31 protein-coding genes are annotated in these 23,081 nt (G+C 59.7%); 29 read left to right on the top strand and 2 right to left on the bottom strand.

Annotation, left to right across the window (positions count from 1 at the left end; genetic code table 11):
• The 26 genes from QLQ16_RS08030 (at nt 1) to tatC (ending at nt 18,762) form a co-directional block, all read left to right on the top strand.
• Nucleotides 1-1,482 carry a glutamate synthase subunit beta gene (locus QLQ16_RS08030; protein WP_283224176.1) on the top strand — a complete coding sequence of 494 codons (1,482 nt, stop codon included), beginning with the start codon at nt 1-3 and terminating at the stop codon, nt 1,480-1,482.
• A gap of 106 nt (nt 1,483-1,588) precedes the next feature.
• On the top strand, nt 1,589-2,404 hold the full coding sequence (locus tag QLQ16_RS08025) for an ABC transporter ATP-binding protein (RefSeq protein ID WP_283224175.1): 816 nt from the start codon (nt 1,589-1,591) through the stop codon (nt 2,402-2,404).
• 11 nt (nt 2,405-2,415) lie between these two features.
• Entirely contained in the window at nt 2,416-3,186 is a 771-nt protein-coding gene (gene mlaE, locus QLQ16_RS08020; RefSeq protein WP_431310399.1) for a lipid asymmetry maintenance ABC transporter permease subunit MlaE, read from the top strand.
• Between the two features lie 10 nt (nt 3,187-3,196).
• Entirely contained in the window at nt 3,197-3,679 is a 483-nt protein-coding gene (gene mlaD, locus QLQ16_RS08015; protein WP_283224173.1) for an outer membrane lipid asymmetry maintenance protein MlaD, read from the top strand.
• Between the two features lie 20 nt (nt 3,680-3,699).
• Entirely contained in the window at nt 3,700-4,407 is a 708-nt protein-coding gene (locus QLQ16_RS08010; RefSeq protein WP_283224172.1) for an MlaA family lipoprotein, read from the top strand.
• Nucleotides 4,408-4,481: 74 nt separating this feature from the next.
• Complete coding sequence (locus tag QLQ16_RS08005; protein WP_283224171.1) at nt 4,482-5,123, top strand: MlaC/ttg2D family ABC transporter substrate-binding protein; 642 nt, start codon at nt 4,482-4,484, stop codon at nt 5,121-5,123.
• Between the two features lie 21 nt (nt 5,124-5,144).
• Nucleotides 5,145-5,432 carry an STAS domain-containing protein gene (locus tag QLQ16_RS08000; protein WP_283224170.1) on the top strand — a complete coding sequence of 96 codons (288 nt, stop codon included), beginning with the start codon at nt 5,145-5,147 and terminating at the stop codon, nt 5,430-5,432.
• Nucleotides 5,433-5,524: 92 nt separating this feature from the next.
• Nucleotides 5,525-6,460 (top strand): ABC transporter ATP-binding protein, encoded by a 936-nt coding sequence (locus tag QLQ16_RS07995; protein WP_283224169.1) that lies wholly within the window; start codon nt 5,525-5,527, stop codon nt 6,458-6,460.
• On the top strand, nt 6,457-7,212 hold the full coding sequence (locus QLQ16_RS07990; RefSeq protein ID WP_283224168.1) for an ABC transporter permease: 756 nt from the start codon (nt 6,457-6,459) through the stop codon (nt 7,210-7,212). Before QLQ16_RS07995 ends, QLQ16_RS07990 begins: the two co-directional genes overlap by 4 nt.
• A 6-nt stretch (nt 7,213-7,218) precedes the next feature.
• The gene (locus QLQ16_RS07985; protein WP_283224167.1) at nt 7,219-7,461 is read left to right on the top strand and encodes a BolA family protein; all 243 of its coding nucleotides are present in this window, start codon (nt 7,219-7,221) and stop codon (nt 7,459-7,461) included.
• A 14-nt stretch (nt 7,462-7,475) separates the two neighbouring features.
• Nucleotides 7,476-8,744 (top strand): UDP-N-acetylglucosamine 1-carboxyvinyltransferase, encoded by a 1,269-nt coding sequence (gene murA / locus QLQ16_RS07980; RefSeq protein ID WP_283224166.1) that lies wholly within the window; start codon nt 7,476-7,478, stop codon nt 8,742-8,744.
• A gap of 76 nt (nt 8,745-8,820) precedes the next feature.
• On the top strand, nt 8,821-9,462 hold the full coding sequence (gene hisG, locus QLQ16_RS07975; protein ID WP_283224165.1) for an ATP phosphoribosyltransferase: 642 nt from the start codon (nt 8,821-8,823) through the stop codon (nt 9,460-9,462).
• Nucleotides 9,463-9,464: 2 nt separating this feature from the next.
• On the top strand, nt 9,465-10,808 hold the full coding sequence (gene hisD, locus QLQ16_RS07970; RefSeq protein ID WP_283224164.1) for a histidinol dehydrogenase: 1,344 nt from the start codon (nt 9,465-9,467) through the stop codon (nt 10,806-10,808).
• A complete protein-coding gene (gene hisC, locus QLQ16_RS07965) occupies nt 10,805-11,887 on the top strand; it encodes a histidinol-phosphate transaminase (protein WP_283224163.1) in 1,083 nt (360 codons plus the stop codon). Before hisD ends, hisC begins: the two co-directional genes overlap by 4 nt.
• Nucleotides 11,884-12,474: an imidazoleglycerol-phosphate dehydratase HisB gene (hisB, locus tag QLQ16_RS07960; RefSeq protein WP_283224162.1), complete on the top strand. Its 591-nt coding sequence runs from the start codon at nt 11,884-11,886 to the stop codon at nt 12,472-12,474. The genes hisC and hisB overlap by 4 nt, the downstream gene beginning before the upstream one ends.
• Nucleotides 12,475-12,476: 2 nt before the next feature.
• The gene (gene hisH, locus QLQ16_RS07955; RefSeq protein ID WP_283224161.1) at nt 12,477-13,133 is read left to right on the top strand and encodes an imidazole glycerol phosphate synthase subunit HisH; all 657 of its coding nucleotides are present in this window, start codon (nt 12,477-12,479) and stop codon (nt 13,131-13,133) included.
• Nucleotides 13,134-13,173: 40 nt separating this feature from the next.
• Entirely contained in the window at nt 13,174-13,914 is a 741-nt protein-coding gene (gene hisA, locus QLQ16_RS07950) for a 1-(5-phosphoribosyl)-5-[(5-phosphoribosylamino)methylideneamino]imidazole-4-carboxamide isomerase (protein ID WP_283224160.1), read from the top strand.
• Nucleotides 13,915-13,922: 8 nt separating this feature from the next.
• Entirely contained in the window at nt 13,923-14,774 is an 852-nt protein-coding gene (locus QLQ16_RS07945) for a D-hexose-6-phosphate mutarotase (RefSeq protein WP_283224159.1), read from the top strand.
• A 31-nt stretch (nt 14,775-14,805) separates the two neighbouring features.
• Nucleotides 14,806-15,606: an imidazole glycerol phosphate synthase subunit HisF gene (hisF, locus tag QLQ16_RS07940; RefSeq protein ID WP_283224158.1), complete on the top strand. Its 801-nt coding sequence runs from the start codon at nt 14,806-14,808 to the stop codon at nt 15,604-15,606.
• Between the two features lie 9 nt (nt 15,607-15,615).
• Nucleotides 15,616-16,005: a phosphoribosyl-AMP cyclohydrolase gene (gene hisI, locus QLQ16_RS07935; protein WP_283224157.1), complete on the top strand. Its 390-nt coding sequence runs from the start codon at nt 15,616-15,618 to the stop codon at nt 16,003-16,005.
• A 3-nt stretch (nt 16,006-16,008) separates the two neighbouring features.
• Nucleotides 16,009-16,383, top strand: coding sequence for a phosphoribosyl-ATP diphosphatase (locus QLQ16_RS07930; RefSeq protein WP_283224156.1), 375 nt, complete (start codon nt 16,009-16,011; stop codon nt 16,381-16,383).
• 9 nt (nt 16,384-16,392) lie between these two features.
• Nucleotides 16,393-16,755, top strand: a complete 363-nt coding sequence (locus tag QLQ16_RS07925; protein ID WP_283224155.1) for a DUF4870 family protein — start codon at nt 16,393-16,395, stop codon at nt 16,753-16,755.
• Nucleotides 16,756-16,774: 19 nt separating this feature from the next.
• Nucleotides 16,775-17,131 carry a histidine triad nucleotide-binding protein gene (locus tag QLQ16_RS07920; protein WP_283224154.1) on the top strand — a complete coding sequence of 119 codons (357 nt, stop codon included), beginning with the start codon at nt 16,775-16,777 and terminating at the stop codon, nt 17,129-17,131.
• A gap of 96 nt (nt 17,132-17,227) precedes the next feature.
• Nucleotides 17,228-17,458, top strand: a complete 231-nt coding sequence (gene tatA / locus QLQ16_RS07915) for a Sec-independent protein translocase subunit TatA (RefSeq protein WP_283224153.1) — start codon at nt 17,228-17,230, stop codon at nt 17,456-17,458.
• A 26-nt stretch (nt 17,459-17,484) separates the two neighbouring features.
• Nucleotides 17,485-17,952, top strand: coding sequence for a Sec-independent protein translocase protein TatB (gene tatB, locus QLQ16_RS07910; RefSeq protein ID WP_283224152.1), 468 nt, complete (start codon nt 17,485-17,487; stop codon nt 17,950-17,952).
• A gap of 33 nt (nt 17,953-17,985) precedes the next feature.
• Entirely contained in the window at nt 17,986-18,762 is a 777-nt protein-coding gene (gene tatC, locus QLQ16_RS07905; protein ID WP_283224151.1) for a twin-arginine translocase subunit TatC, read from the top strand.
• Nucleotides 18,763-18,822: 60 nt separating this feature from the next.
• On the opposite strand, the gene QLQ16_RS07900 is transcribed toward tatC, so the two are convergent.
• Nucleotides 18,823-19,974 carry a S1C family serine protease gene (locus QLQ16_RS07900; protein WP_283224150.1) on the bottom strand — a complete coding sequence of 384 codons (1,152 nt, stop codon included), beginning with the start codon at nt 19,972-19,974 and terminating at the stop codon, nt 18,823-18,825.
• Between the two features lie 99 nt (nt 19,975-20,073).
• Between QLQ16_RS07900 and QLQ16_RS07895 the strand changes: the two genes are divergently transcribed.
• Both QLQ16_RS07895 and pdxA read left to right on the top strand, forming a co-directional pair.
• Nucleotides 20,074-20,826 (top strand): Nif3-like dinuclear metal center hexameric protein, encoded by a 753-nt coding sequence (locus QLQ16_RS07895; protein ID WP_283224149.1) that lies wholly within the window; start codon nt 20,074-20,076, stop codon nt 20,824-20,826.
• Between the two features lie 15 nt (nt 20,827-20,841).
• Complete coding sequence (gene pdxA / locus QLQ16_RS07890) at nt 20,842-21,894, top strand: 4-hydroxythreonine-4-phosphate dehydrogenase PdxA (RefSeq protein WP_283224148.1); 1,053 nt, start codon at nt 20,842-20,844, stop codon at nt 21,892-21,894.
• Between the two features lie 12 nt (nt 21,895-21,906).
• On the opposite strand, the gene mscL is transcribed toward pdxA, so the two are convergent.
• Nucleotides 21,907-22,335, bottom strand: coding sequence for a large conductance mechanosensitive channel protein MscL (gene mscL, locus QLQ16_RS07885; protein ID WP_283224147.1), 429 nt, complete (start codon nt 22,333-22,335; stop codon nt 21,907-21,909).
• Nucleotides 22,336-22,481: 146 nt separating this feature from the next.
• Between mscL and petA the strand changes: the two genes are divergently transcribed.
• A complete protein-coding gene (gene petA, locus QLQ16_RS07880; protein ID WP_283224146.1) occupies nt 22,482-23,078 on the top strand; it encodes a ubiquinol-cytochrome c reductase iron-sulfur subunit in 597 nt (198 codons plus the stop codon).
• The last annotated feature ends 3 nt before the right edge of the window (nt 23,079-23,081 follow it).

The raw sequence follows: 23,081 nt of genomic DNA, 5'->3' as shown, positions 1-23,081 counted from the left end.
ATGGGAAAAATCACTGGCTTCATGGAATTTGAGCGCATCGAAGAGGGCTACAAGCCCGTTGCCGAGCGCCTGAAAAACTACGGCGAATTCGTGATCGGTTTGACACCCGAGCAGTCGAAAACACAAGCGGCGCGTTGCATGGACTGCGGCACACCGTTTTGCAACAACGGCTGCCCGGTCAACAACATCATTCCGGACTTCAACGACCTGGTCTACAAGGGCGACTGGCAAAACGCCATCGAGGTGCTGCACAGCACCAACAACTTCCCCGAGTTCACCGGCCGCATCTGCCCCGCACCTTGCGAAGCCGCTTGCGTGGTCAACTTCAACGACGACGCCGTGGGCATCAAGTCGATCGAGCACGCCATCATCGACCGCGCCTGGGCCGAAGGCTGGGTCACGCCCCGTCCTGCCAAGGTCAAGACCGGCAAAAAAGTCGCGGTGATCGGCGCAGGCCCCGCAGGCTTGGCTGCTGCCCAGCAGCTGGCGCGCGCTGGCCACGACGTGACCCTGTTCGAAAAGAACGACCGCGTGGGTGGCTTGCTGCGCTACGGCATCCCCGACTTCAAGATGGAAAAGTCGCACATCGACCGCCGCGTCAAGCAGCTCGAAGCCGAAGGCGTGACCATCCGCACCAGCGTGCTGGTGGGTGAGTGGCCCAAGGATTCCAAGGTCACCAACTGGGCCAAGGAAACCATCAGCGCCGAACAGCTCAAGAAAGACTTTGATGCGGTGCTGCTGACCGGCGGCTCCGAGCAGTCGCGTGACCTGCCCGTGCCCGGCCGCGAGCTGGACGGCATCCACTTCGCGATGGAGTTCCTGCCCCAGCAAAACAAGGTCAATGCGGGTGACAAGCTCAAAGGCCAATTGCGCGCTGACGGCAAGAACGTCATCGTGATCGGTGGCGGCGACACCGGCAGCGACTGCGTGGGTACCAGCACACGCCACGGCGCTGTGAGCGTGACCCAGTTCGAGGTGATGCCCGAGCCACCCGAAAAAGAAAACAAAGCGATGGTCTGGCCTTACTGGCCCATGAAGCTGCGCACCAGCTCCAGCCACGATGAAAGCGCCGAAAAAGGCCTGCTCAAGCGTGAATTCGCCATCTCCACCAAGGCCTTCACCGGTGAAAAGGGCAAGGTCACAGGCCTGACCACCGTGCACGTCGAGTTCAAAGACGGCAAGATGGTCGAGGTGCCTGGCACCGAGAAGGAATACAAAGCCGACATGGTTTTGTTGGCCATGGGTTTTGTGAACCCGGTTGCCACCGTGCTCGACGCCTTTGGCATTGACAAGGATGCCCGTGGCAACGCCAAGGCCAGCACCGATTTCACGGGCGGTTACGCCACCAATGTGGACAAAGTGTTTGCCGCAGGGGACATGCGCCGTGGTCAGTCGCTGGTGGTTTGGGCCATCCGCGAAGGGCGTCAAGCTGCGCGTGCTGTCGACGAGTTCTTGATGGGCTCCAGCGACCTGCCACGCTGAGGGGCTGTTTCGTTCTAGGTACAATCCCTAGAACACCAAGGTTAACACTGCGTTGACCTTGCACCTTTAAGATCACAAGAGCCGGCATTCCCGGCTCTTGTTTTTCATGAATACCCCTCATCCATCCACACTCGTTGAACTGCGCGACCTGAGCTTTGGCTACGGTGAACGTGCGATTTTGAAGAACCTCAGCTTCAAGATCCCGCGCGGCCGAGTCACCGCCTTGATGGGCGTGTCCGGTGGCGGCAAGACCACGGTCTTGCGCTTGATCGGTGGGCAAATTCGCGCCCAGCAAGGGCAGACGCTGTTTGACGGTCAAGACGTGACCGTGATGCAGCAAGACGAGTTGTACGCAGCGCGGCGTCGCATGGGCATGCTCTTCCAATTCGGTGCCTTGTTCACCGACATGAGCGTGTTCGACAACGTGGCTTTTCCTTTGCGCGAACACACCGCGCTGTCGGAAGACTTGATCCGAGACATCGTGCTCATGAAGCTCGATGCGGTCGGATTGCGCGGTGCACGTGATTTGAAACCTTCGGAAATTTCTGGCGGCATGAGCCGCCGTGTGGCTTTGGCCCGCGCCATCGCGCTGGACCCCGACCTCATCATGTACGACGAGCCCTTTGCCGGCCTGGATCCCATTTCTTTGGGCACCGCCGCACGCTTGATTCGGCGCCTGAATGACAGCCTGGGCATCACCAGCCTGATCGTCTCGCACGATGTGACCGAAACCTTCGAGATCGCCGACCATGTGGTGATCTTGGCCAATGGCGGTCTGGCCGCGCAAGGCACGCCGGCCGAGCTGCGTGCCAGCACCGACCCCATGATTCATCAGTTTGTGCATGCGCTCAGCGATGGCCCTGTGCCATTCCACTACCCCGCACCCACAGCCGATCAGGACTACGACCGGAGGCCTGGATGAAGCTGATTCAGATGTTGGGCGCATTGGGCGCAAGCACCCGCGAGGCGCTGGCCGATTGGGGTTTTGGTGCCCGTTTGTTTTTCACATTGCTCAAGATGTCGGGCACGGCACTCAAGCGCTTTGGCTTGGTGCGTGACCAGGTGCATTTCTTGGGCAACTACTCGCTGGCCATCATCACCGTGTCGGGCTTGTTTGTGGGTTTTGTGTTGGGCTTGCAGGGTTACTACACCTTGCAACGCTACGGCTCGGCCGAGGCTTTGGGCTTGTTGGTGGCGCTCAGTTTGGTGCGTGAGCTGGGGCCCGTGGTGTCCGCCTTGCTCTATGCGGGCCGAGCCGGTGCTTCGCTCACCGCCGAGATCGGGCTGATGCGAGCGGGTGAACAACTCACCGCGTTGGAGATGATGGCGGTGGATCCGATCCAACGCATCTTGGCGCCGCGCTTCATGGGCGGTGTCATTGCTTTGCCCTTGCTCACGGCCGTGTTCAGTGCGGTGGGCATTTTCGGTGGCTATGTGGTGGGCGTCTTGCTCATCGGTGTCGATGCGGGCTCGTTCTGGAGCCAGATGCAAGGCGGTGTCGATGTGTTCAAAGACGTGGGCAACGGCATCGTGAAAAGCATTGTGTTTGCGGTGGCGGTGACCTTCATCGCTTTGTTGCAAGGCTATGTGGCCAAGCCCACGCCGGAAGGGGTGGCCAGTGCCACCACCCGCAGTGTGGTGGTTTCTTCCTTGTCGGTTTTGGGTCTGGACTTCATCCTGACCGCGATGATGTTCAGCATTTGAAGGGGACGAGATGCAACGTTCAAAAAATGATATTTGGGTGGGTTTGTTTGTTTTGCTGGGCGCTGTCGCTGTGCTGTTTTTGGCCCTCAAGTCGGCCAATTTGCTCACCTTGAATTTCAGCTCGGACTACCAGGTCACGGCCAAATTCGACAACATCGGTGGCTTGAAGCCTGGCGCTGCGGTCAAAAGCGCGGGCGTGGTTGTGGGGCGCGTCAAGACCATCGCTTTTGACGGTGAATCCTTTCAGGCCAAAGTGACCTTGGCATTGCAGTCGCAAAACCAGTTCCCCGCTGACAGTTCGCTCAAAATTTTGACCAGTGGCTTGCTCGGTGAGCAATACCTGGACATCGCCCCGGGTGCCGACGAAAAGAACCTCGTCGCTGGCGACAAAATCGGCTCGACCCAGTCGGCCGTGATTTTGGAAAACCTGATCAGCCAATTCCTCTACAGCAAGGCCGCTGAGCCTGCAGGCAGCACGGAAGGCAAGAAGTGAAGCTGAAACTGCGCACTGGCATGTTGTTGTTGGGAGCCTTGCTTGTCATGGCCTTGCAGGGCTGCGCCACGGTCAAGAGTGCGGATGCGCGCGACCCCTGGGAGTCGATGAATCGAAGTGTTTACAACTTCAACGATGCCGTCGATGCGATCGCCGTCAAGCCCGTGGCGCGTGTTTATGACAAGGTGGTTCCCAAATTCGTACAGACTGGCGTCCACAACTTCTTTGGCAATTTGGGGGATGTCTGGTCCATGGCCAACAGCGCTTTGCAGCTCAAGGGGCAGCATGCGGCGGAAAGCTTCATGCGCGTGAGCGTGAACACGTTTTTTGGGCTGGGCGGTGTCTTGGACATCGCCACTGAGATGCGTCTGGACCGGCACAAGGAAGATTTTGGACAGACGCTGGGTTTTTGGGGCGTCAAACCTGGACCCTACGTGGTGCTGCCAATCTTTGGGCCATCGACCTTGCGTGACACAGTCGCTTTTCCAGTGGATTACAAAGGCGATCCAATTCGCCAAATCAACGATGAAGCGACGCGTTACGGCTTGGTAACTTTGCGCGTGACCGATGTTCGTGTGGGTTTGCTTCAGGCGGTGGACACCCTCAAAGAAGCTTCACTCGACCCTTACACCTTCGTGCGCGATGCATACCTGCAAAAGCGTCAAAACGATGTGTACGACGGCAACCCGCCATCAGACTTTGATTACAGCGATCCGGATGCGCCTTGAGCCCGATGGCCGTTACAAGTGTTAACACGCGCACTTTCAATCACCTTTATATTTCCTGCATGAGTTTCTTTTCCATGAGTTTTTCCTTGAACCGCCGGCAGATCTTGGCGACGACCGTGGCTGCCTTGCTTTCGGTGACCACGGCGTCTGCATGGGCCGCCGATGAAGCGCCTGATGTGTTCATCAAGCGCATCACCACCGAGACGCTGGACACCATCAAAGCCGACAAGGCATTGCGCAGCGGTGATGTGAACAAGCTCATGCAGTTGGTGGACGACAGGCTCATGGCCCATGTGAATTTCCGTCGCATGACAGCCTTGGCCACGGGCCCGGCCTGGCGCAAAGCCACAACTGAGCAGCAAAAGCGCTTGCAAGAAGAGTTCAAAATTCTCTTGGTTCGCACCTACGCAGGCGCTTTGAGCCAAGTCAGTGATCAAACCGTGGTGGTCAAGCCTGTCAAGGCTGGTCAAGAGGACAAAAACCTGGTTGTCAACACCGAAGTGCGCGGCAAGGGTGACCCGATTCAGCTGGATTACCGCTTGGAAAAAACACCTGGTGAAGGCGCAGGCTGGATGATTTTTGACCTCAATGTCTTGGGCGTGTGGTTGATTGAAAACTACCGCACCCAATTCACCAAAGAAATCAACGCCGGCGGCATTGATGCGCTGATCGCCAGCTTGGCGGCACGCAACAAGTCCAACGCCCGCAATGGCTGAGCATTGAACGGAGCCAAGAGCATGGAAGCACTCAAGCTGCCCCCGACGCTGATGCATGAGCATGCAGATGCCTGCCTTTCGCAGTGGGTCAGCCAGTTGCAGGGCAAGGTCAGACCTGTTCAGCCTGAGCCTGTTCTTGTGGACGCATCGGCGCTGAGTGTTTTCGATTCTTCCGCCCTGGCGGTGTTGCTGGGCCTGCGCCGTGTGGCCAAAGCCCAGGGCCGATCAGTGCTTGTCGAGGGCATGTCCGACCGTTTGCGCGAATTGGCCACTTTGTACGGTGTTCTGGACCTGCTTGAGCCCGCCTGAGCCTTTTTGGGGGTGAAATCCCCCTCTTTTTGCCTTGTTCGGGGGCGTCAGACTGCCTTGCCTTGGGCCAGCACTTAAAATAAAGCCCTCCCATGCCTGCGCTCTCATTCCAATCCGTCTCCAAAACCTATCCTGCCAAACAGGCGGGTACAGCCGCATTTCGCGCGCTCGACCAGGTCAGCTTCGATGTGCAAGAGGGCGAGTTCTTTGGCTTGTTGGGTCCCAACGGCGCTGGTAAAACTACCTTGATCAGCATCCTGGCAGGCTTGACCCGTGCCAGCCAAGGCCAAGTGCTGGTGCATGGTCACAATGTGCAAAGCGACTACGCAGCTGCTCGGCGCCTTTTGGGCGTGGTGCCGCAAGAGCTGGTCTTTGATCCGTTTTTCACCGTTCGCGAATCTCTGAAGATCCAGTCGGGCTATTTTGGCGTCAAGAAAAACGACGCTTGGATCGATGAGTTGCTAGACAGTTTGGGCCTGACCGACAAAGCCAATGCCAACATGCGCCAACTCTCTGGCGGCATGAAGCGCCGGGTTTTGGTGGCCCAGGCGCTGGTCCATAAACCGCGTGTCATCGTGCTCGACGAGCCCACTGCCGGTGTGGACGTGGAATTGCGTCAGACCCTTTGGCAGTTCATCGCCAAACTCAACAAACAAGGTCACACGGTGCTGCTGACCACCCATTACCTCGAAGAGGCCGAGGCCCTTTGCGGTCGCATTGCCATGCTCAAGCGCGGCCAGATGGTGGCCTTGGAAAAGACATCGGTGCTTCTCAAGTCCGCCACCAGCCAGGTGCTGCGATTCAAGCTCGATGGCGACCTGCCCGCTGCTGTGGCCGCTGTGGCCCGTGTCACAGGCCGCATCGTCCAGGTGCCGGTCAACAACGCTTTGGACATCGAGACGTGCCTGAACACTGTGCGCTCGGCCGGCTTGGTGGCCGAAGATGTTGAGATTCGCCAAGCCGATCTGGAAGACGTGTTCCTGGAAGTCATGAACCGCCAACAGGCGCAATCGGGAGCCCTCGCATGACCGGATGGCAAACCCTGTTGTACAAAGAAGTGCTGCGCTTTTGGAAAGTGGCTTTCCAAACGATTGCCGCGCCCGTGCTGACCTCCGTTTTGTACATGTTGATCTTTGGCCATGTGCTGGAAGACCATGTCAAGGTCTATGACCAGGTCGCCTACACCTCGTTCTTGTTGCCCGGCCTGATCATGATGGGCGTGTTGCAAAACGCGTTTGCCAACAGTTCGTCCAGTTTGGTGCAAAGCAAGATCATGGGCAATTTGGTGTTCTTATTGCTCACGCCCTTGTCGCACCGCAGCTGGTTTGTGGCCTATGTGGGTTCCTCGGTGGTGCGCGGTCTGGCCGTGGGCCTGGGCGTTTTTGTCATCACCGGATGGATGGTCAACATCCAGTTCATCTACCCCCTGTGGATCTTGGCGTTTGCCTTCATGGGGGCGGCCATGATGGGGGCTTTGGGCGTGATCGCGGGTCTTTGGGCTGAGAAGTTCGACCAAATGGCCGCTTTCCAAAACTTCATCATCATGCCCATGACGTTCTTGTCGGGCGTGTTCTATTCCATCCATTCCCTGCCCGGTTTTTGGCAGCAGCTGAGTCACTTGAACCCCTTCTTTTACATGATCGATGGCTTCCGTTACGGCTTCTTTGGCCAAAGCGATGTCTCGCCCTGGATCAGTTTGGGCGTGGTGGCCACGGCGCTGGCCGTGGTCAGCGGTGTGACCCTTTACCTCTTGCGCACCGGCTACAAAATCCGGAGCTGAAAATCCATGAACGCTGAGCAACTTCACGCCATCATCGCCTCGGGGCTGGCATGCACTCACCTCGAAGTCGATGGTGATGGTCGCCACTGGAGCGCCGTGGTGGTGTCCGAAGCTTTCCAAGGCTTGCGCCTGATCGCACGCCACCAAAAGGTGTACGCCACTTTGGGCCAAAAAATCCAAAACGACGAGGTGCATGCCTTGTCGATGAAAACCTACACGCCTGCCGAATGGGCGGCGCTGCCTCGCTGATTGCGACAAGACTCATGGACAAACTGAAAATTCGCGGCGGTCACCGCCTGAACGGCACGATCGACGTTGCTGGCGCTAAGAACGCCGCCTTGCCCGAACTGTGCGCCGCCTTGCTGAGCGCCGAACCGGTGACATTGGCCAATGTGCCGCGCCTGCAGGATGTGGCCACCATGCTCAAGTTGATCCGCAACATGGGCGTGGTCTGTGAACACCACGATGACGGTCGCGTGACCCTCGATGCGGGCGGCCTGAACAACCCCGAAGCACCCTACGAATTGGTGAAAACCATGCGCGCCTCAGTGCTGGCGCTGGGACCCTTGCTGGCCCGCTTTGGTCATGCCAAGGTCTCGCTGCCTGGTGGCTGCGCCATTGGCTCTCGCCCTGTGGATCAGCACATCAAGGGCTTGCAAGCCATGGGTGCCGAGATCACGGTGGAGCACGGCTACATGCTGGCCAGCTTGCCAGCGGGGCGCACGCGCCTCAAGGGTGCGCGCATCACCACCGACATGGTCACGGTGACGGGCACCGAAAACTTCATGATGGCCGCAGCTTTGGCCGAAGGCGAAACGGTGCTGGAAAACGCCGCCCAAGAACCCGAAATCACCGACCTGGCTGAAATGCTGATCAAGATGGGCGCCAAGATTGAAGGCCATGGCACCAGCAAGATTCGCATTCAAGGCGTTGACCGCCTGCAAGGTTGTGTGCACCAGGTTGTGGCCGACCGCATTGAGGCCGGCACCTTCTTGTGCGCTGTGGCCGCTACCGGGGGTGACGTGGTCCTGCGCCATGGCCGGGGTGATCACCTGGACGCGGTGATCGACAAATTGCGCGATGCTGGGGCCACCATTGAATCCGGTGAAGGCTTCATCCGTGTGAAGTCCGAAGGCCGCTTGAAAGCCCAGAGCTTTCGCACCACCGAATACCCTGGCTTTCCCACTGACATGCAGGCCCAGTTCATGGCGCTCAATTGCATCGCCAAAGGCGCCAGCAAGGTGACCGAGACGATTTTTGAAAACCGTTTCATGCACGTCAACGAGTTGGTGCGCTTGGGTGCTCACATCCAGATCGATGGCAAGGTGTCGGTGATCGAAGGCGTAGACAAGCTGTCGGGTGCGACGGTGATGGCCACCGACTTGCGGGCGTCTGCCAGCCTGGTGATCGCCGGGCTCGTCGCCGAAGGCGAAACCATCGTGGATCGGATTTACCACCTGGACCGCGGTTATGACCGCATGGAAGCCAAACTCCGCGCTGTGGGCGCTGACATTGAAAGAGTGAAAGCATGATGACCCCACGTTCATTTCATTCATTGCCCCCCAAGGGGGCGCGAGTCTCCCTTGAGGTGGCTCTGCGGGAGACTCGATGATCACGCTGGCCCTGTCCAAAGGACGCATCTTTGACGAAACCTTGCCGCTGCTCCAGGCCGCAGGCATCGAGGTGCTCGAAGACCCTGAAAAATCGCGCAAGCTGATCTTGCCCACCAACCAAGCCAATGTGCGCGTGGTCCTGGTGCGCGCCAGCGATGTGCCAACCTACGTGGAATACGGCGGCGCTGATCTGGGCGTCACGGGGCTGGACACCTTGATCGAGCACGGTGGCCAAGGCCTATTCCAGCCGCTGGACCTGAACATCGCCAAATGCCGCATGAGTGTGGCCGTGCGCGACGATTACGACTACGCCGCACAGGTGCGCACCGGAGCGCGTCTGAAAGTCGCCACCAAATACACCGCCATTGCCCGCGACTTCTTTGCTACCAAAGGTGTGCACGTCGATTTGATCAAACTCTACGGCAGCATGGAACTGGCGCCGCTCACGGGCCTGGCCGATGCCATCGTGGACTTGGTGTCCACCGGCAACACCTTGAAAGCCAACCACCTGATCGAAGTCGAACGCATCATGGACATCAGCTCGCGTTTGGTCGTGAACCAGGCGGCGCTCAAACTCAAGCAGGCGCCCATCCGCGCCATCATCGACGCCTTTGCCGGTGCGGTGAAGAAAGACTGAACATGGGATTGCACGCCAAACCAATGCAACTGAGCACGCTTGACGCCGGTTTTGAAGCGGCCTTCGCGGCACGCCTGCATTGGTCTGCCGCCACCGACGCCGCCATCGAGCAGCGCGTGGCCGACATCTTGGCCGATGTGCAAAAGCGCGGCGACGCAGCCGTGCTGGACTACACCCAGCGCTTTGATGGCTTGCAGGCCGCCGACGTGAAGGCGCTCGAAATCACGCAAGCCGAACTTCAAGCCGCCTTGGACAGTCTGCCCGCTGCACAGCGCGACGCGCTGCAAGCCGCTGCTGCCCGTGTGCGCAAGTACCACGAAGCCCAAAAGAAAGCTTCAGGCGAAAGCTGGTCTTACCGTGACGAAGACGGCACGCTGCTGGGCCAGAAAGTCACGCCGCTCGACCGCGTGGGCATCTATGTGCCGGGTGGCAAAGCCGCTTACCCGTCTTCGGTGCTGATGAATGCATTGCCCGCCCATGTGGCCGGGGTGCAGGACATCATCATGGTGGTGCCCACGCCGCAGGGTGTGCGCAACCCGCTGGTGTTGGCCGCCGCCTGTGTGGCCGGTGTGAGCCGTGCCTTCACCGTGGGGGGTGCGCAGGCCGTGGCCGCGTTGGCCTACGGCACCGCGACCATCCCCAAGGTGGACAAGATCACCGGCCCGGGCAACGCCTATGTGGCCAGCGCCAAAAAGCGCGTGTTCGGCACCGTGGGCATCGACATGATCGCGGGCCCTTCCGAAATTCTGGTCTTGGCCGATGGCACCACGCCCGCCGAATGGGTGGCGATGGACTTGTTCAGCCAGGCCGAGCACGACGAACTGGCGCAAAGCATCTTGCTGTGTCCCGATGCGGCCTACATCGCCGAGGTGCAAGCCGCCATTGACCGCCTGCTGCCCGAGATGCCAAGGCGCGAGATCATCGCCAAGAGTTTGAACGACCGGGGTGCGCTGATCCTCACGCGCAGCATGGAAGAAGCCTGTGACATCAGCAACCGCATCGCGCCCGAACACCTGGAGGTGTCCAGCCGTGACCCGCACCGCTGGGAGCCGCTGCTGCGCCACGCAGGCGCCATCTTTCTGGGTGCCTTCACCAGCGAGTCGCTGGGTGACTACTGCGCCGGCCCCAACCACGTGCTGCCTACCAGCGGCACAGCGCGTTTTTCGTCCCCCTTGGGCGTGTACGACTTCCAAAAGCGCAGCAGCCTGATCGAAGTCAGCGAGGCCGGTGCACAGCCGCTGGGCCGCATCGCCGCCGAGCTGGCCTATGGCGAAGGTCTGCAGGCCCACGCCCGCGCCGCCGAATTGCGATTGAACCCTGTGCCACCCATGCGAGAGCCTCAATGACCGTCAGCCCCCAACTCATGCAGCGAATCCGCCAAGATGTGCAGTCCATGCACGCTTACGCGATTCAGGATTCGGTCGGCATGGTCAAGCTCGACGCGATGGAGAACCCGCACAGTCTGCCGGCTGAACTCCAAAAGGCCCTGGGCGAGCGCTTGGGCGCTTTGGCGCTGAACCGATATCCCGACGGGCGCGTGAACGAACTGCGCTCAGCACTGGCCCAATATGCGGGCATGCCCGAAGGCTTCGACATCATGCTGGGCAATGGCTCGGATGAATTGATTTCTTTGTTGGCCATGGCCTGCGATGTGCCCGGTGCTTCGATCCTCGCTCCGCTGCCCGGTTTCGTGATGTACGCCATGAGCGCCCAATTGCAAGGTCTTGCCTTTCACGGCGTGCCACTCACGGCCGACTTTGAACTCGACGAAGCCGCCATGCTGGCTGCCATTGAAGAACACAAGCCTTCGATTGTCTATCTGGCCTACCCCAACAACCCGACAGGCAACCTTTGGAACGACGACACGATCGAAAAAATCGTGCTGGCCCAAGGGGCGCAAGGCGGCTTGGTGGTCATGGATGAGGCCTACCAGCCGTTTGCCAGCAAGAGCTATGTGGACCGCATTACGCGCCATACACATGTGCTGTTGATGCGCACGCTGAGCAAATTTGGCTTGGCCGGCGTGCGATTGGGTTACATGATCGGCCCCAAAGCGTTGGTGGCCGAGGTCGACAAGGTGCGTCCACCGTACAACATCAGCGTGCTCAACTGCGAGTGCGCTTTGTTCGCGCTGGAGCATGCGGAAGTCTTTGCCGCACAGGCCAAAAGTTTGCGCGAGCAGCGTGCCCGCTTGCACAATGCTTTGGCCGATTTGCCCGGCGTGACCCCATTCCCCAGCGAAGCCAACATGATCTTGGCGCGTGTGCCCGATGCCGCCAAAACCTTTGAAGGTCTGAAGGCACACAAAGTGCTGATCAAGAACGTTTCTAAAATGCACCAATTGCTGGCCAATTGCCTGCGCCTGACGGTGGGCACGCCTGCCGAAAACGACCAACTCCTCGCCGCTCTGAAAGTCTCCCTATGAACCGCACCGCTGCCGTTACGCGCAAGACCGCCGAGACGAACATCCGCGTCGCCATCAACCTCGACGGCACGGGCCAGTGCAAGCTGTCGTCTGGCATTGGTTTTCTGGACCACATGTTGGACCAGATCGCCCGCCACGGCTTGATCGATCTGGACATCGCTTGCGAAGGTGACCTGCACATCGACGGCCATCACACCGTGGAAGACATCGGCATCACCCTGGGCCAGGCTTTTGCGCAGGCCATTGGCGACAAAAAAGGCATCCGCCGCTACGGCCATGCCTATGTGCCGCTCGACGAGGCTTTGAGCCGCGTGGTGGTGGACTTTTCGGGCCGCCCCGGTTTGCACATGGACGTGACCTTCACCTCGGGCTCATTGGGCACGCTCGACACCCAGCTGGTGTATGAGTTTTTCCAGGGCTTTGTGAACCACGCGCTGTGCACGCTGCACATCGACAACCTCAAGGGCGTCAACGCGCACCACCAGTGCGAAACCATTTTCAAGGCCTTTGCACGGGCTGTCCGTGCCGCCCTGGAGCTCGATCCCCGCTCGGCCGGTGTCATCCCCTCGACCAAGGGAAGCCTTTGAACATGAGCGTCAATCGCGTCGCTGTGGTGGATTACGGCATGGGCAACCTGCGCTCTGTGGCGCAGGCGGTGATGCATGCCGCCTCCAGCGTGGACCATGCCGAAGTCACCGTCACTTCTAACCCCCAGGTGGTGCGTGATGCGCACCGTGTGGTCTTGCCGGGGCAGGGCGCCATGCCCGACTGCATGCGCGAACTGCGCGAGTCTGGCTTGATGGAGGCCGTGCTCGAAGCCGCAGACCGTAAACCCTTGTTTGGCGTGTGTGTGGGCATGCAGATGTTGCTCGACCACAGCGATGAAGGCGACACCCCCGGCCTGGGTTTGATCCCCGGTGAGGTTGTTAAATTTGATTTGGCAGGTCGCACGCAACCCGATGGCACCCGCTACAAAGTGCCGCAGATGGGCTGGAACCAGGTCTGGCAAGGCGAGCCTTGCCACGCTTTGTGGAACGGCATCGAAGACGGCAGCTGGTACTATTTCGTCCACAGCTTTTATGCCCAGGTGGCCCAGCCCCTGCATGCGGCAGCCGAGACCGATTACGGTGGTCGCTTTGCCTGCGCGGTCGCCCGTGACAATATTTTTGCCACCCAGTTTCACCCTGAAAAGAGTGCAACCCAGGGCTTGGCGCTGTTTCGCAATTTCCTCCACTGGCAGCCTTGATTTCGGGCTTGCCGATTTTTTCACCTGTCTTTAACTCGCCATGATTCTGATCCCCGCCATTGACCTCAAAGACGGCCATTGCGTTCGCCTCAAGCAGGGCGATATGGACCAAGCCACCACTTTTGGGGAAGACCCCGCCGCCATGGCCCGCACTTGGCTGGAAAAAGGCGCACGCCGCTTGCACCTGGTGGATCTGAATGGCGCCTTCGCGGGCAAGCCGCAAAACTTTGCCGCCATCAAAGCCATCCTCAAGGAAGTCGGCAACGACATCCCTGTGCAGCTCGGTGGTGGCATCCGTGACTTGGACACGATCGAAAAATACATCGACAGCGGCCTGCAGTACGTGATCATTGGCACGGCTGCCGTCAAAAACCCTGGCTTTCTGAAAGACGCCTGCACCGCGTTTGGTGGCCACATCATCGTGGGCCTGGACGCCAAAGATGGCAAAGTGGCCACCGATGGTTGGAGCAAGATGACCGGCCACGAAGTGGTGGATCTGGGTAAGAAGTACCAAGACTGGGGTGTCGAGTCGATCATCTACACCGACATCGGCCGCGATGGCATGCTCAGCGGCATCAACATCGACGCCACGGTCAAGCTGGCCCAGGCGCTGACCATCCCCGTGATCGCCTCGGGCGGCTTGTCCAACATGGCCGACATCGAGCAACTTTGCGCGGTGGAAGACGAAGGCGTGGAAGGCGTGATTTGTGGTCGCGCCGTGTATTCCGGCGACCTGGACTTTGCCCAGGCCCAGCAACGCGCCGACGAACTGAACGGCTGAGCATGCGCATGCAGGCCAGCTGTCGCGACACCGTGTTCGCGGGCCTGCCGGCCTGTGAGTTGACCCTGCCGCAAGGTGACCGTTTGGTGGTGTCTTTGCACGGCGCACACGTGCTGTCCTGGGTCTCTGGCGGGCAAGAGCGGCTGTACCTTAGCCCCATAAGCATCATGGACGGTCAGGCCGCCATTCGCGGGGGTGTGCCGGTGTGCTTTCCGCAGTTCAACCAACGTGGCCCCATGGCCGACCGCTTGCCCAAGCACGGCTTCGCCCGCAACGTTCGCTGGACAGCCGGTGTTAAAGCGTTGGACGCCGACACGGCCAAGCTCACACTGCGCTTGAGCGACAGCAGCCAGACCCGTGCCTGGTGGCCGCAGGCCTTTGAAGCCGAATTCCAAATCAGCCTCTCGCCTGGCCAATTGAACATGGCCTTGCGCATCCACAACACCGACAGCCAGCCTTTGGCATTTTCAGGCGCCTTGCACACGTATTTCGCGGTGGACGATGCAAGTCAGGCCACTTTGCAAGGCCTGGGCGGCCAAGCGGAATGGGATGCCCTGACCAACACCCACGCACAGGCAGCAGACACCTTGCGCTTTGATGCAGAGTTCGACCGGGTCTACGCAGCGACACCTGAGCCCATGACGCTGAACGGCCAACTGCGCATCCGCCAAAGCCCCAGTTGGGCCAACACCGTGGTCTGGAACCCCGCACAGGCTTTGTGTGCCAAACTGGCCGACATGCCCGATGGGGGGTGGCGTCACATGCTGTGCGTGGAAGCCGCGCAGGTGTACGAGCCCATCACCTTGCCCGCCGACGGCAGCTGGGAAGGTTGGCAAAGCCTTGAAGTGCTGAACGCCTGAGCGACCTACAAAGACATTGAAAAGAGAACCCATGCTGGCCAAACGCATCATCCCTTGCCTTGACGTGACCGGCGGTCGCGTGGTCAAGGGCGTCAATTTTGTGGAACTGCGCGACGCCGGAGACCCGGTCGAAATCGCTGCCCGCTACAACGAGCAGGGCGCTGACGAACTCACATTCCTGGACATCACCGCCACCAGCGATGGGCGCGACGTGATCCTCCACATCATCGAAGCTGTGGCTTCGCAAGTGTTCATTCCGCTCACCGTGGGTGGGGGTGTGCGCACCGTCGAAGACGTACGCCGCTTGCTCAACGCCGGGGCTGACAAAACCAGCTTCAACTCGGCCGCCATTGCCAATCCGCAAGTCATCCGCGAAGCGTCTGCCAAATACGGTGCGCAGTGCATCGTGGTCGCGATCGACGCCAAGCGCCGCACGCCCGAAGACGAACAACGCATCGGCACCCACGGTTTGCCCATGGGCCCGGGCTGGGACGTGTACAGCCACGGAGGTCGCAAAAACGTTGGTCTGGATGCAGTGGCCTGGGCCGCCCAAATGGCCGAGTACGGCGCTGGCGAAATCCTGCTCACCAGCATGGACCGTGACGGCACCAAAAGCGGCTTTGACCTGCAACTGACCCGCGCCGTGAGCGATGCCGTGAGCGTGCCTGTGATTGCGTCTGGCGGTGTGGGCAACCTCGACCACCTCGCCGACGGCGTGAGCATCGGCGGCGCGGACGCGGTGCTGGCCGCCAGCATCTTCCACTACGGTGAGTACACCGTGCAACAAGCCAAGCAGCGCATGCGCGAGCGCGGCATCACTGTTCGTCTTTGACCGCACACCATGAACTGGCTCAATCAAATCAAATGGGATGAAAACGGCTTGGTGCCGGCCATAGCCCAAGAAGCTTCCACGGGCGATGTGCTCATGTTCGCCTGGATGAACCGTGAAGCTTTGCTCAAAACCGCTGAGCTCAAGCGGGCGGTGTATTTCAGCCGCTCGCGCAAGAAACTCTGGTTCAAGGGCGAAGAGTCCGGTCATGTGCAGACCGTGCATGACATCCGCATCGATTGCGACAGCGATGTGGTGTTGCTCAAAGTCACGCAGCTGGGCCACGAGCCGGGCATTGCTTGCCACACAGGGCGCCACAGCTGCTTTTTTCAGAGCCTGCAAGGCGATGATTGGGTCGCGGCCGATCCTGTGCTCAAAGACCCTGAAACCATTTACAAGTAAGCCATGACGACCAATTCATCAGACACTTTGGCCCGTTTGGCCGCCGTCATCGAAAGCCGCAAAGTGGCCAACGGTGGTGACCCCGAAAAAAGCTATGTGGCCCGCCTGCTGCACAAAGGCCCCGACGCCTTTCTGAAAAAGATCGGCGAAGAAGCCACCGAGACCGTGATGGCCGCCAAAGATGTGGACCATGGCGGCGACGCTTCCAAGCTGGTTTACGAGGTGGCCGACCTCTGGTTCCACAGCATGATCGCTTTGTCGCATTACGGCCTGACGCCTGCCGACGTGGTCAATGAATTGGCCCGGCGCGAAGGCTTGAGCGGTCTGGAAGAAAAAGCCCTGCGCAAAGCCCAAGCACGCGAAGCCACAGGCGAATAAGTACCAACGATGACCACCCCTTCCAACGACGACAGCACGCTCACCGTCAGCTGGGTCAGCTACATCCTGCACCTGATCGTGGCGGTCAGCGCAGTCGCGCCAGGCGGTCAGATCGGACCTGCCTTGCTGGTGGTGGCCTTGATCATCGACTTGGTCAAAAAAGGCGATGTGAGTGGTTGGGAGGCGACGCACTTCAGCTTTCGCATCCGCACGGTGCTCTGGGCGGCCGTCCTTTACCTGATCACCTTGCCTTTGTGGTTTTTCTTTTTGTTCCCGGGCTGGTTGGCTTGGGGGCTGATTTCTATTTGGTTTTTGTACCGGATTGTCTTGGGCATGGTGCGTCTGAATGCGCAGCGGCCCGTGACCGAATGATCCCGAAAGTGTCTGAACGATGAGCGACTCGAACTGTATTTTTTGCAAAATCATCGCGGGCCAGATCCCCTCGCGCAAAGTGCATGAGGACGAGCATGTCTTCGCTTTCCATGACATTGCCCCTTGGGCCCCGGTGCATTTCCTGATCATCCCCAAGCTGCACGTGCCTTCGATGGCGCACCTGACGCCCGAGCACCAGGGCCTGATGGGCCACATGATGACCTTGGCTCCCAAGCTGGCGCTGCAAGAAGGTTGCAAGCCCTATCCAGACGGTGGCTACCGCATTGTGCTCAATACCGGCGCTGAAGGGGGGCAAGAAGTCCATCACCTGCACATGCACGTGATGGGGGGACCTCGCCCCTGGCTCAAGGGCTAATTCGGTATTTTTAAGGTTCAATTCCCGCCTTGTACAAGGCCGTTCAGTTCTGAGGGGTCTCTCCCCTTAGAATCCCAACCACTTTAGGAGATTTCCATGGGTTCTTTTTCCATTTGGCACTGGTTCATCGTGTTGCTGATCGTGGTCATGGTTTTTGGCACGAAGAAGCTCAAAAACATCGGCTCCGACCTGGGCGGCGCCGTCAAAGGCTTCAAAGACGGCATGAAAGATGGCAACGCCACAGCCGAAGACAAGCCTGCCGGTCAAGTGCCTGCGCCTGCGGCTGAAAAAACCACCATCGATGTCGAAGCCAAGACCAAGTCTTGATCGCTTGAACGACCGATCGCTCCGCTGTGCTTGACTTAGGCATCTCCAAAATGGCGCTGATCGGCGTCGTGGCGCTGGTCGTCATCGGCCCCGAGAAGCTGCCCCGCGTGGCGCGCACGCTCGGGAGCTTGATTGGCAAGGCCCAGCGTTATGTGGCCGACGTCAAAGCCGAGGTCAACCGGTCCATGGACCTGGAAGAGCTCAAAAAGATGAAAGAAACCATGGAGACGGCTGCCCGCGATGTCGAGCAATCGGTTCAAACCACGGCTTCTGATTTTGAAAAAGACTGGGCGCAAACCACGGCAGGGCTGACAAGCGATTTGCCCGCCTTGGAGACGCCGCCTCCCAGTTACAAAAACCCGGACAAAAACTGGCGCATCAAGCGAGGCGCCATGCCTCAGTGGTACAAGGCCAGAGCGGGCGTCCGTACCAAAGCGCTGTCAGGCGCGGCGCGTGTTGCACGGTACCGACCCAAATCACTCAACACCCTGTGAGCCCGCTCGCCTGCTGTCTACCTTATTGCCCCTATGTCAGAAACCAATCCCCAAGACGAGCTCGCAGGCTCTGAGCAGCCATTTGTCGCGCACCTGATTGAATTGCGCGATCGCCTGATTCGCGCCGTGGCGGCCATTGGTTTCGCAGCAGCGGTGCTGGCGATTTTCCCGGGTCCGGGGGAGTTGTACGACATTCTGGCCCAGCCCTTGGTGGCGCATTTGCCCAAAGGCGCAACCCTGATCGCCACCTCGGTGATTTCACCCTTCATGGTGCCCCTGAAAATCTTGATGATGGCTGCATTTCTGCTGGCCTTGCCCATCGTGCTTTATCAGGTGTGGGCTTTTGTGGCGCCGGGCTTGTATGCCCATGAAAAAAAACTGGTGTTGCCCTTGGTGGTGTCCAGCACGTTCCTGTTTTTCATGGGGGTGGCGTTTTGCTATTTCTTCGTGTTTGGGCAGGTGTTTGCTTTCATCCAAAGCTTTGCCCCCAAGAGCATCACGGCTGCACCTGACATCGAGGCATATTTGAGTTTTGTGCTCACGATGTTCTTGGCCTTTGGCTTGGCATTTGAGGTGCCTGTTGCGGTGGTTGTGCTGGCCCGTATGGGTGTGGTCTCCATCCAAAAGCTCAAGGATTTCCGAGGCTACTTTGTGGTGCTGGCTTTTGTGATCGCAGCGGTGGTCACGCCGCCCGATGTGGTGTCGCAACTGGCCTTGGCCATCCCCATGTGCTTGCTCTACGAGTTGGGCATCTGGGCCGCGAAAATTTTCATCACACACACCCAGGCGCCCGACGAGACTGAGGCGTGAAAGCAGCGATGGCATGAAAAAAGGGAGCCGAGGCTCCCTTTTTTGCGCTGGCATCTCTGATCAGCGGTTGTTTTTGCGCAGGGTGGGGCGTTCAGCCGGGGTCAGCTTGACCACCAATTCGCCTTGTCTGCGCCAAATTTTCAAGTCGGTGGGCTCGCCAGGCTTGAGGCTGGCGACCTGGGTCAGCAACTCTGAGACATTGCCCACGGCTTGGCTGCCCACTTGCACGATCACATCGCCAGGACGGATGCCCGCTTTGGCGGCCGGGCCGTTTTGCAAAACACCGGTGATGACCACGCCTTGCGGTAAATTTTTGTGGATCGAGGGCGGCAGTTGGAAGCTTTCCGCCAATTCGGGGGACAAGTCCTGAGGCTCCACGCCGATCCAGCCGCGCGAGACTTTGCCGTTCTTGAGCAGGTCTTGCATGACTTGCTGCGCGGTCGACACGGGGATCGCAAAGCCAATGCCCATGTTGCCGCCCGAGCGTGAATAGATGGCGGTGTTGATGCCCATCAGGTGCCCATGCACATCGACCAGCGCCCCGCCGGAGTTGCCGGGGTTGATGGCCGCGTCGGTTTGGATGAAATTTTCAAAGGTGTTGATGCCCAAATGGGTGCGACCCAGGGCGCTGACGATGCCCGAGGTCACGGTTTGACCGACACCAAACGGGTTGCCGATGGCCAGCACCACATCGCCCACCTGCAAGTCTTGGGGCTGGCCCAACACGATGACCGGCAATTTGTCGAGTTGGATCTTGAGCAAGGCCAAGTCGGTGTCCGGGTCTGTGCCGATGACCTTGGCTGCAGCGCGTCGACCGTCGGCCAGGGTGACTTCGATGTCGTCGGCGTCTTCGATCACATGGTTGTTGGTGAGGATGTGGCCCTCGGGGCTGACGATGACGCCGCTGCCCAAGCCGCCGGAGTTGTCATCGGCATCCCCTTCAAAAAAGCGCGACCATTGGTCTGTTTTGCCCGAGCTGCGGTTTTTGCTGGTGTTGATGCTCACCACGGCGGGCGATGCTTTGAGGGCAGGGCCACTCAGACTGCCCGCCGGGCGGTTCAGCAGCGAGCCTGCAGGGGCTTGCAGCAGCGTCATGCCGTCGGCAGAGCGTTGGGCATTGCGGATCCATTCGGGCTTGAGCGTGGCGACCACAAACCAAGCCGCCATCAAGACCGTGACCCACTGCGAGAAAAAGAGCCAATAACGTTTCATGCGACCGATTGTCCTAGATCCGCACCGGTGTGTGTCACGACAGGGGCATCCTCTTTTGACCTTGGGCCACAATACAAACCATTGCCAAGAGAAGTTCACATGACCGATGCCAAAACCCTGGGCCAGGCGCTCGATGCGCTGCTGCAGCCCGAGCGATTCAAAGACTATGGCCCCAATGGCCTGCAGGTCGAGGGCGACCGCGAAGTGCGCTTGCTGGTCAGCGGTGTGACCGCCAGCCGAGCCTTGATCGAGGCGGCCATTGACGCCGAGGCCGACGCCATCTTGGTCCACCACGGTTTGTTCTGGCGTGGGCAAGACGGTCGCGTGACGGGCTGGATGCGTGAACGTTTGCGTTTGTTGTTGACCCACGGCGTCCATTTGTTTGCTTACCATTTGCCACTGGACGCGCATGCCGAATTGGGCAACAACGCACAGCTGGGCCGGGTGTTGGGCTTGCAAGCCGACGGCCGTTTTGGTGATCAGGATTTAGGCTGTGTGGGGCAGGCCCATCAGGCTTGGGCCAACCCACAGGCTTTGGCCAAGCACGTGACGAACGTTCTGGGCCGCGCGGTCACTTGTGTGGGCGACGCGACCCGCCCCGTGCGACGTGTCGCTTGGTGCACGGGGGGGGCGCAGGGCTATTTTGAAGCGGCCATCGCCCAAGGCGTGGACGCTTTCATCACCGGTGAAATTTCAGAACCACAAGCCCATTTGGCCCGCGAGACCGGTGTGGCTTTTCTGGCGTGCGGCCATCACGCCACGGAGCGTTATGGTGCGCCGGCCGTGGGGGCGCACATCGCCCAGCAACTGGGTGTGCAGCACCGTTTCATCGAAATTGACAACCCGGCTTGAACGCCCCAATACCTGATGCGATCCAACCCTTTGCCACTGGCCATCACTCCAGGCGATCCTTGCGGGATCGGCCCGGAAATCATTGCCCGCGCTTGGTGTCAAGCACCCGAAGCCACGCGAGCGTGTTTTGTGGCGGGCGATGTGGGGCTGATGCGCCGCGCCATGGCTTTGGTGCAGTCCAGCCCAACGTTCCCTGTGTGCGAGATCGCCACCCCGCAGGACGCGCTGAGCGTTCCGCCGGGGTGCTTGCCTGTTTTGCAGGTGGTGCCGGTGGCGCCTGTGCTGCCCTGGGGGCAGGTCGATGCCCGTGCTGGACAGTTGGCCGGAGAGGCCGTGTTGTGGGCCACACGTGCGGCCTTGCGCGGCGAGGTGGCGGGCCTGGTGACCGCACCCTTGCATAAAGAAGCCTTGCACGCCGCAGGCGCACCCTATGACCAATACCCGGGACACACCGAGTTGCTGCAGGCGCAGGCGGCCTTGCACGCAGGGGTGCCCTTGGCGCAGATGCCGGTGCGCATGATGCTGGCCAATGACGAGTTGCGCACCGTGCTGGTCAGCATCCATGTGTCTTTGCGTGAGGCGCTCGATGCGATCACCGCAGAGCGGGTGTTGCAGACTTTGCGCATCACCCATGCGTCTTTGTCGGGCGTTTTGGGGCGTGCGCCGCGCATGGCGGTGGCGGGCGTCAATCCCCATGCAGGTGAGGGCGGTTTGTTCGGTCGTGAGGAAATCGACATCTTGCAGCCGGCATTGGCACAAGCCAGCACCGAGGGCATGAACGTGCACGGCCCCTTTGCGCCGGACACCGTGTTCATGCGGGCCAGGCGCAAGGCCGATGGCCAGCGCGAGTTCGACGTGGTGATCGCCATGTACCACGACCAGGGTTTGATCCCGGTGAAGTATCTGGGGGTGGAGCAGGGCGTGAATGTGACCCTGGGCCTGCCTTTGGTGAGAACCAGCCCCGACCACGGCACCGCCATGGACCTGGCCGGCAAAGGTCAGGCCGACGCCAGCAGCATGGTCCAGGCCATCCGCATGGCCCGCCAGCTGGCAAGCGGCGGGCACTAAGCGGCAGGGCGATCAGCCCTTGTTTTTCAGGCTGTCGCGGATTTCGCGCAAGAGCAAAACGTTTTCGGGGGTGATGGGCTCGATGGTGGCTTTTTCCGTTGGCGCAGGGGGCACCAGTTTGTTCATCTGACGGATCATCACAAAGATGATGAAGGCCAGGATGATGAAGTTCAGCGCGACGGTGATGAAGCTGCCGTAGGCGAAAACCGCGCCCATTTTTTTGGCTTCGATCAGGGACAAGCCGGCCGCTTGTCCGGCCAAGCCCACGTAGTAGTTGGAAAAGTCCAAGCCCCCAAAGGCTTTGCTGATCAAAGGCATGATCAAGTCGCCCACAGCTGAATCGACGATCCTGCCAAAAGCGCCGCCAATGATCACACCGACCGCGAGGTCCATCACGTTGCCCTTCACAGCAAAGGACTTGAATTCTCGAAAAAATGACATGGCAATCCTCTTTTGTAAATTTGACTCATTAAGTTTAATTTTCATCCGGGTGTCTGTGCGCGTCATTAGGCTTTGTAAGTCGAGTGTCTGTTTCACTCCGCTACAATCGCGGGTTGACCCCGATAACGACTCGCTAGAGGAATCCCATGAGTGACACCCCAGTCGACAGCAGCAAGCGGACGTGGCTGATTGCCTCCACTTGCGCAGGCGCCGTAGGCGCTGGCTTTGTGGCCACCCCCTTCGTCAGCAGCTTCCAACCTTCCGAACGTGCCAAAGCCGCTGGTGCAGCCGTGGAAGTGGACATCTCCGCCCTCCAGGCTGGGGAGAAGCTCACTGTCGAGTGGCGCGGTAAGCCAGTTTGGATCATGAAGCGCACACCCGAGCAGATTGAATCCTTGAAGAAAGTGGAAGGCCAACTGGCTGACCCGGCTTCCGACCGCACGGCAGTCCCCGTTCCCGAATACGCCAAGAACGGTCACCGTTCGATCAAGCCTGAAATCATGGTGGCTGTGGGCATCTGCACCCACCTCGGTTGCTCGCCTGGCGACAAGTTTGCTTCAGGCCCTCAGCCTTCGCTGCCTGACGATTGGCAAGGTGGCTTCCTGTGCGCATGCCACGGTTCGACCTTCGATCTGGCAGGCCGCGTGTTCAAGAACAAGCCCGCACCCGATAACCTCGAAGTGCCGCCTCACATGTACCTGTCTGACACCAAGTTGATCATTGGTGAAGACAAGAAGGCTTGATGG

It is taken from the genome of Limnohabitans lacus, from assembly GCF_030053395.1.
Taxonomy (GTDB): domain Bacteria; phylum Pseudomonadota; class Gammaproteobacteria; order Burkholderiales; family Burkholderiaceae_C; genus Limnohabitans_A; species Limnohabitans_A lacus.
This window is presented reverse-complemented; position numbering and strand designations above follow the sequence as displayed.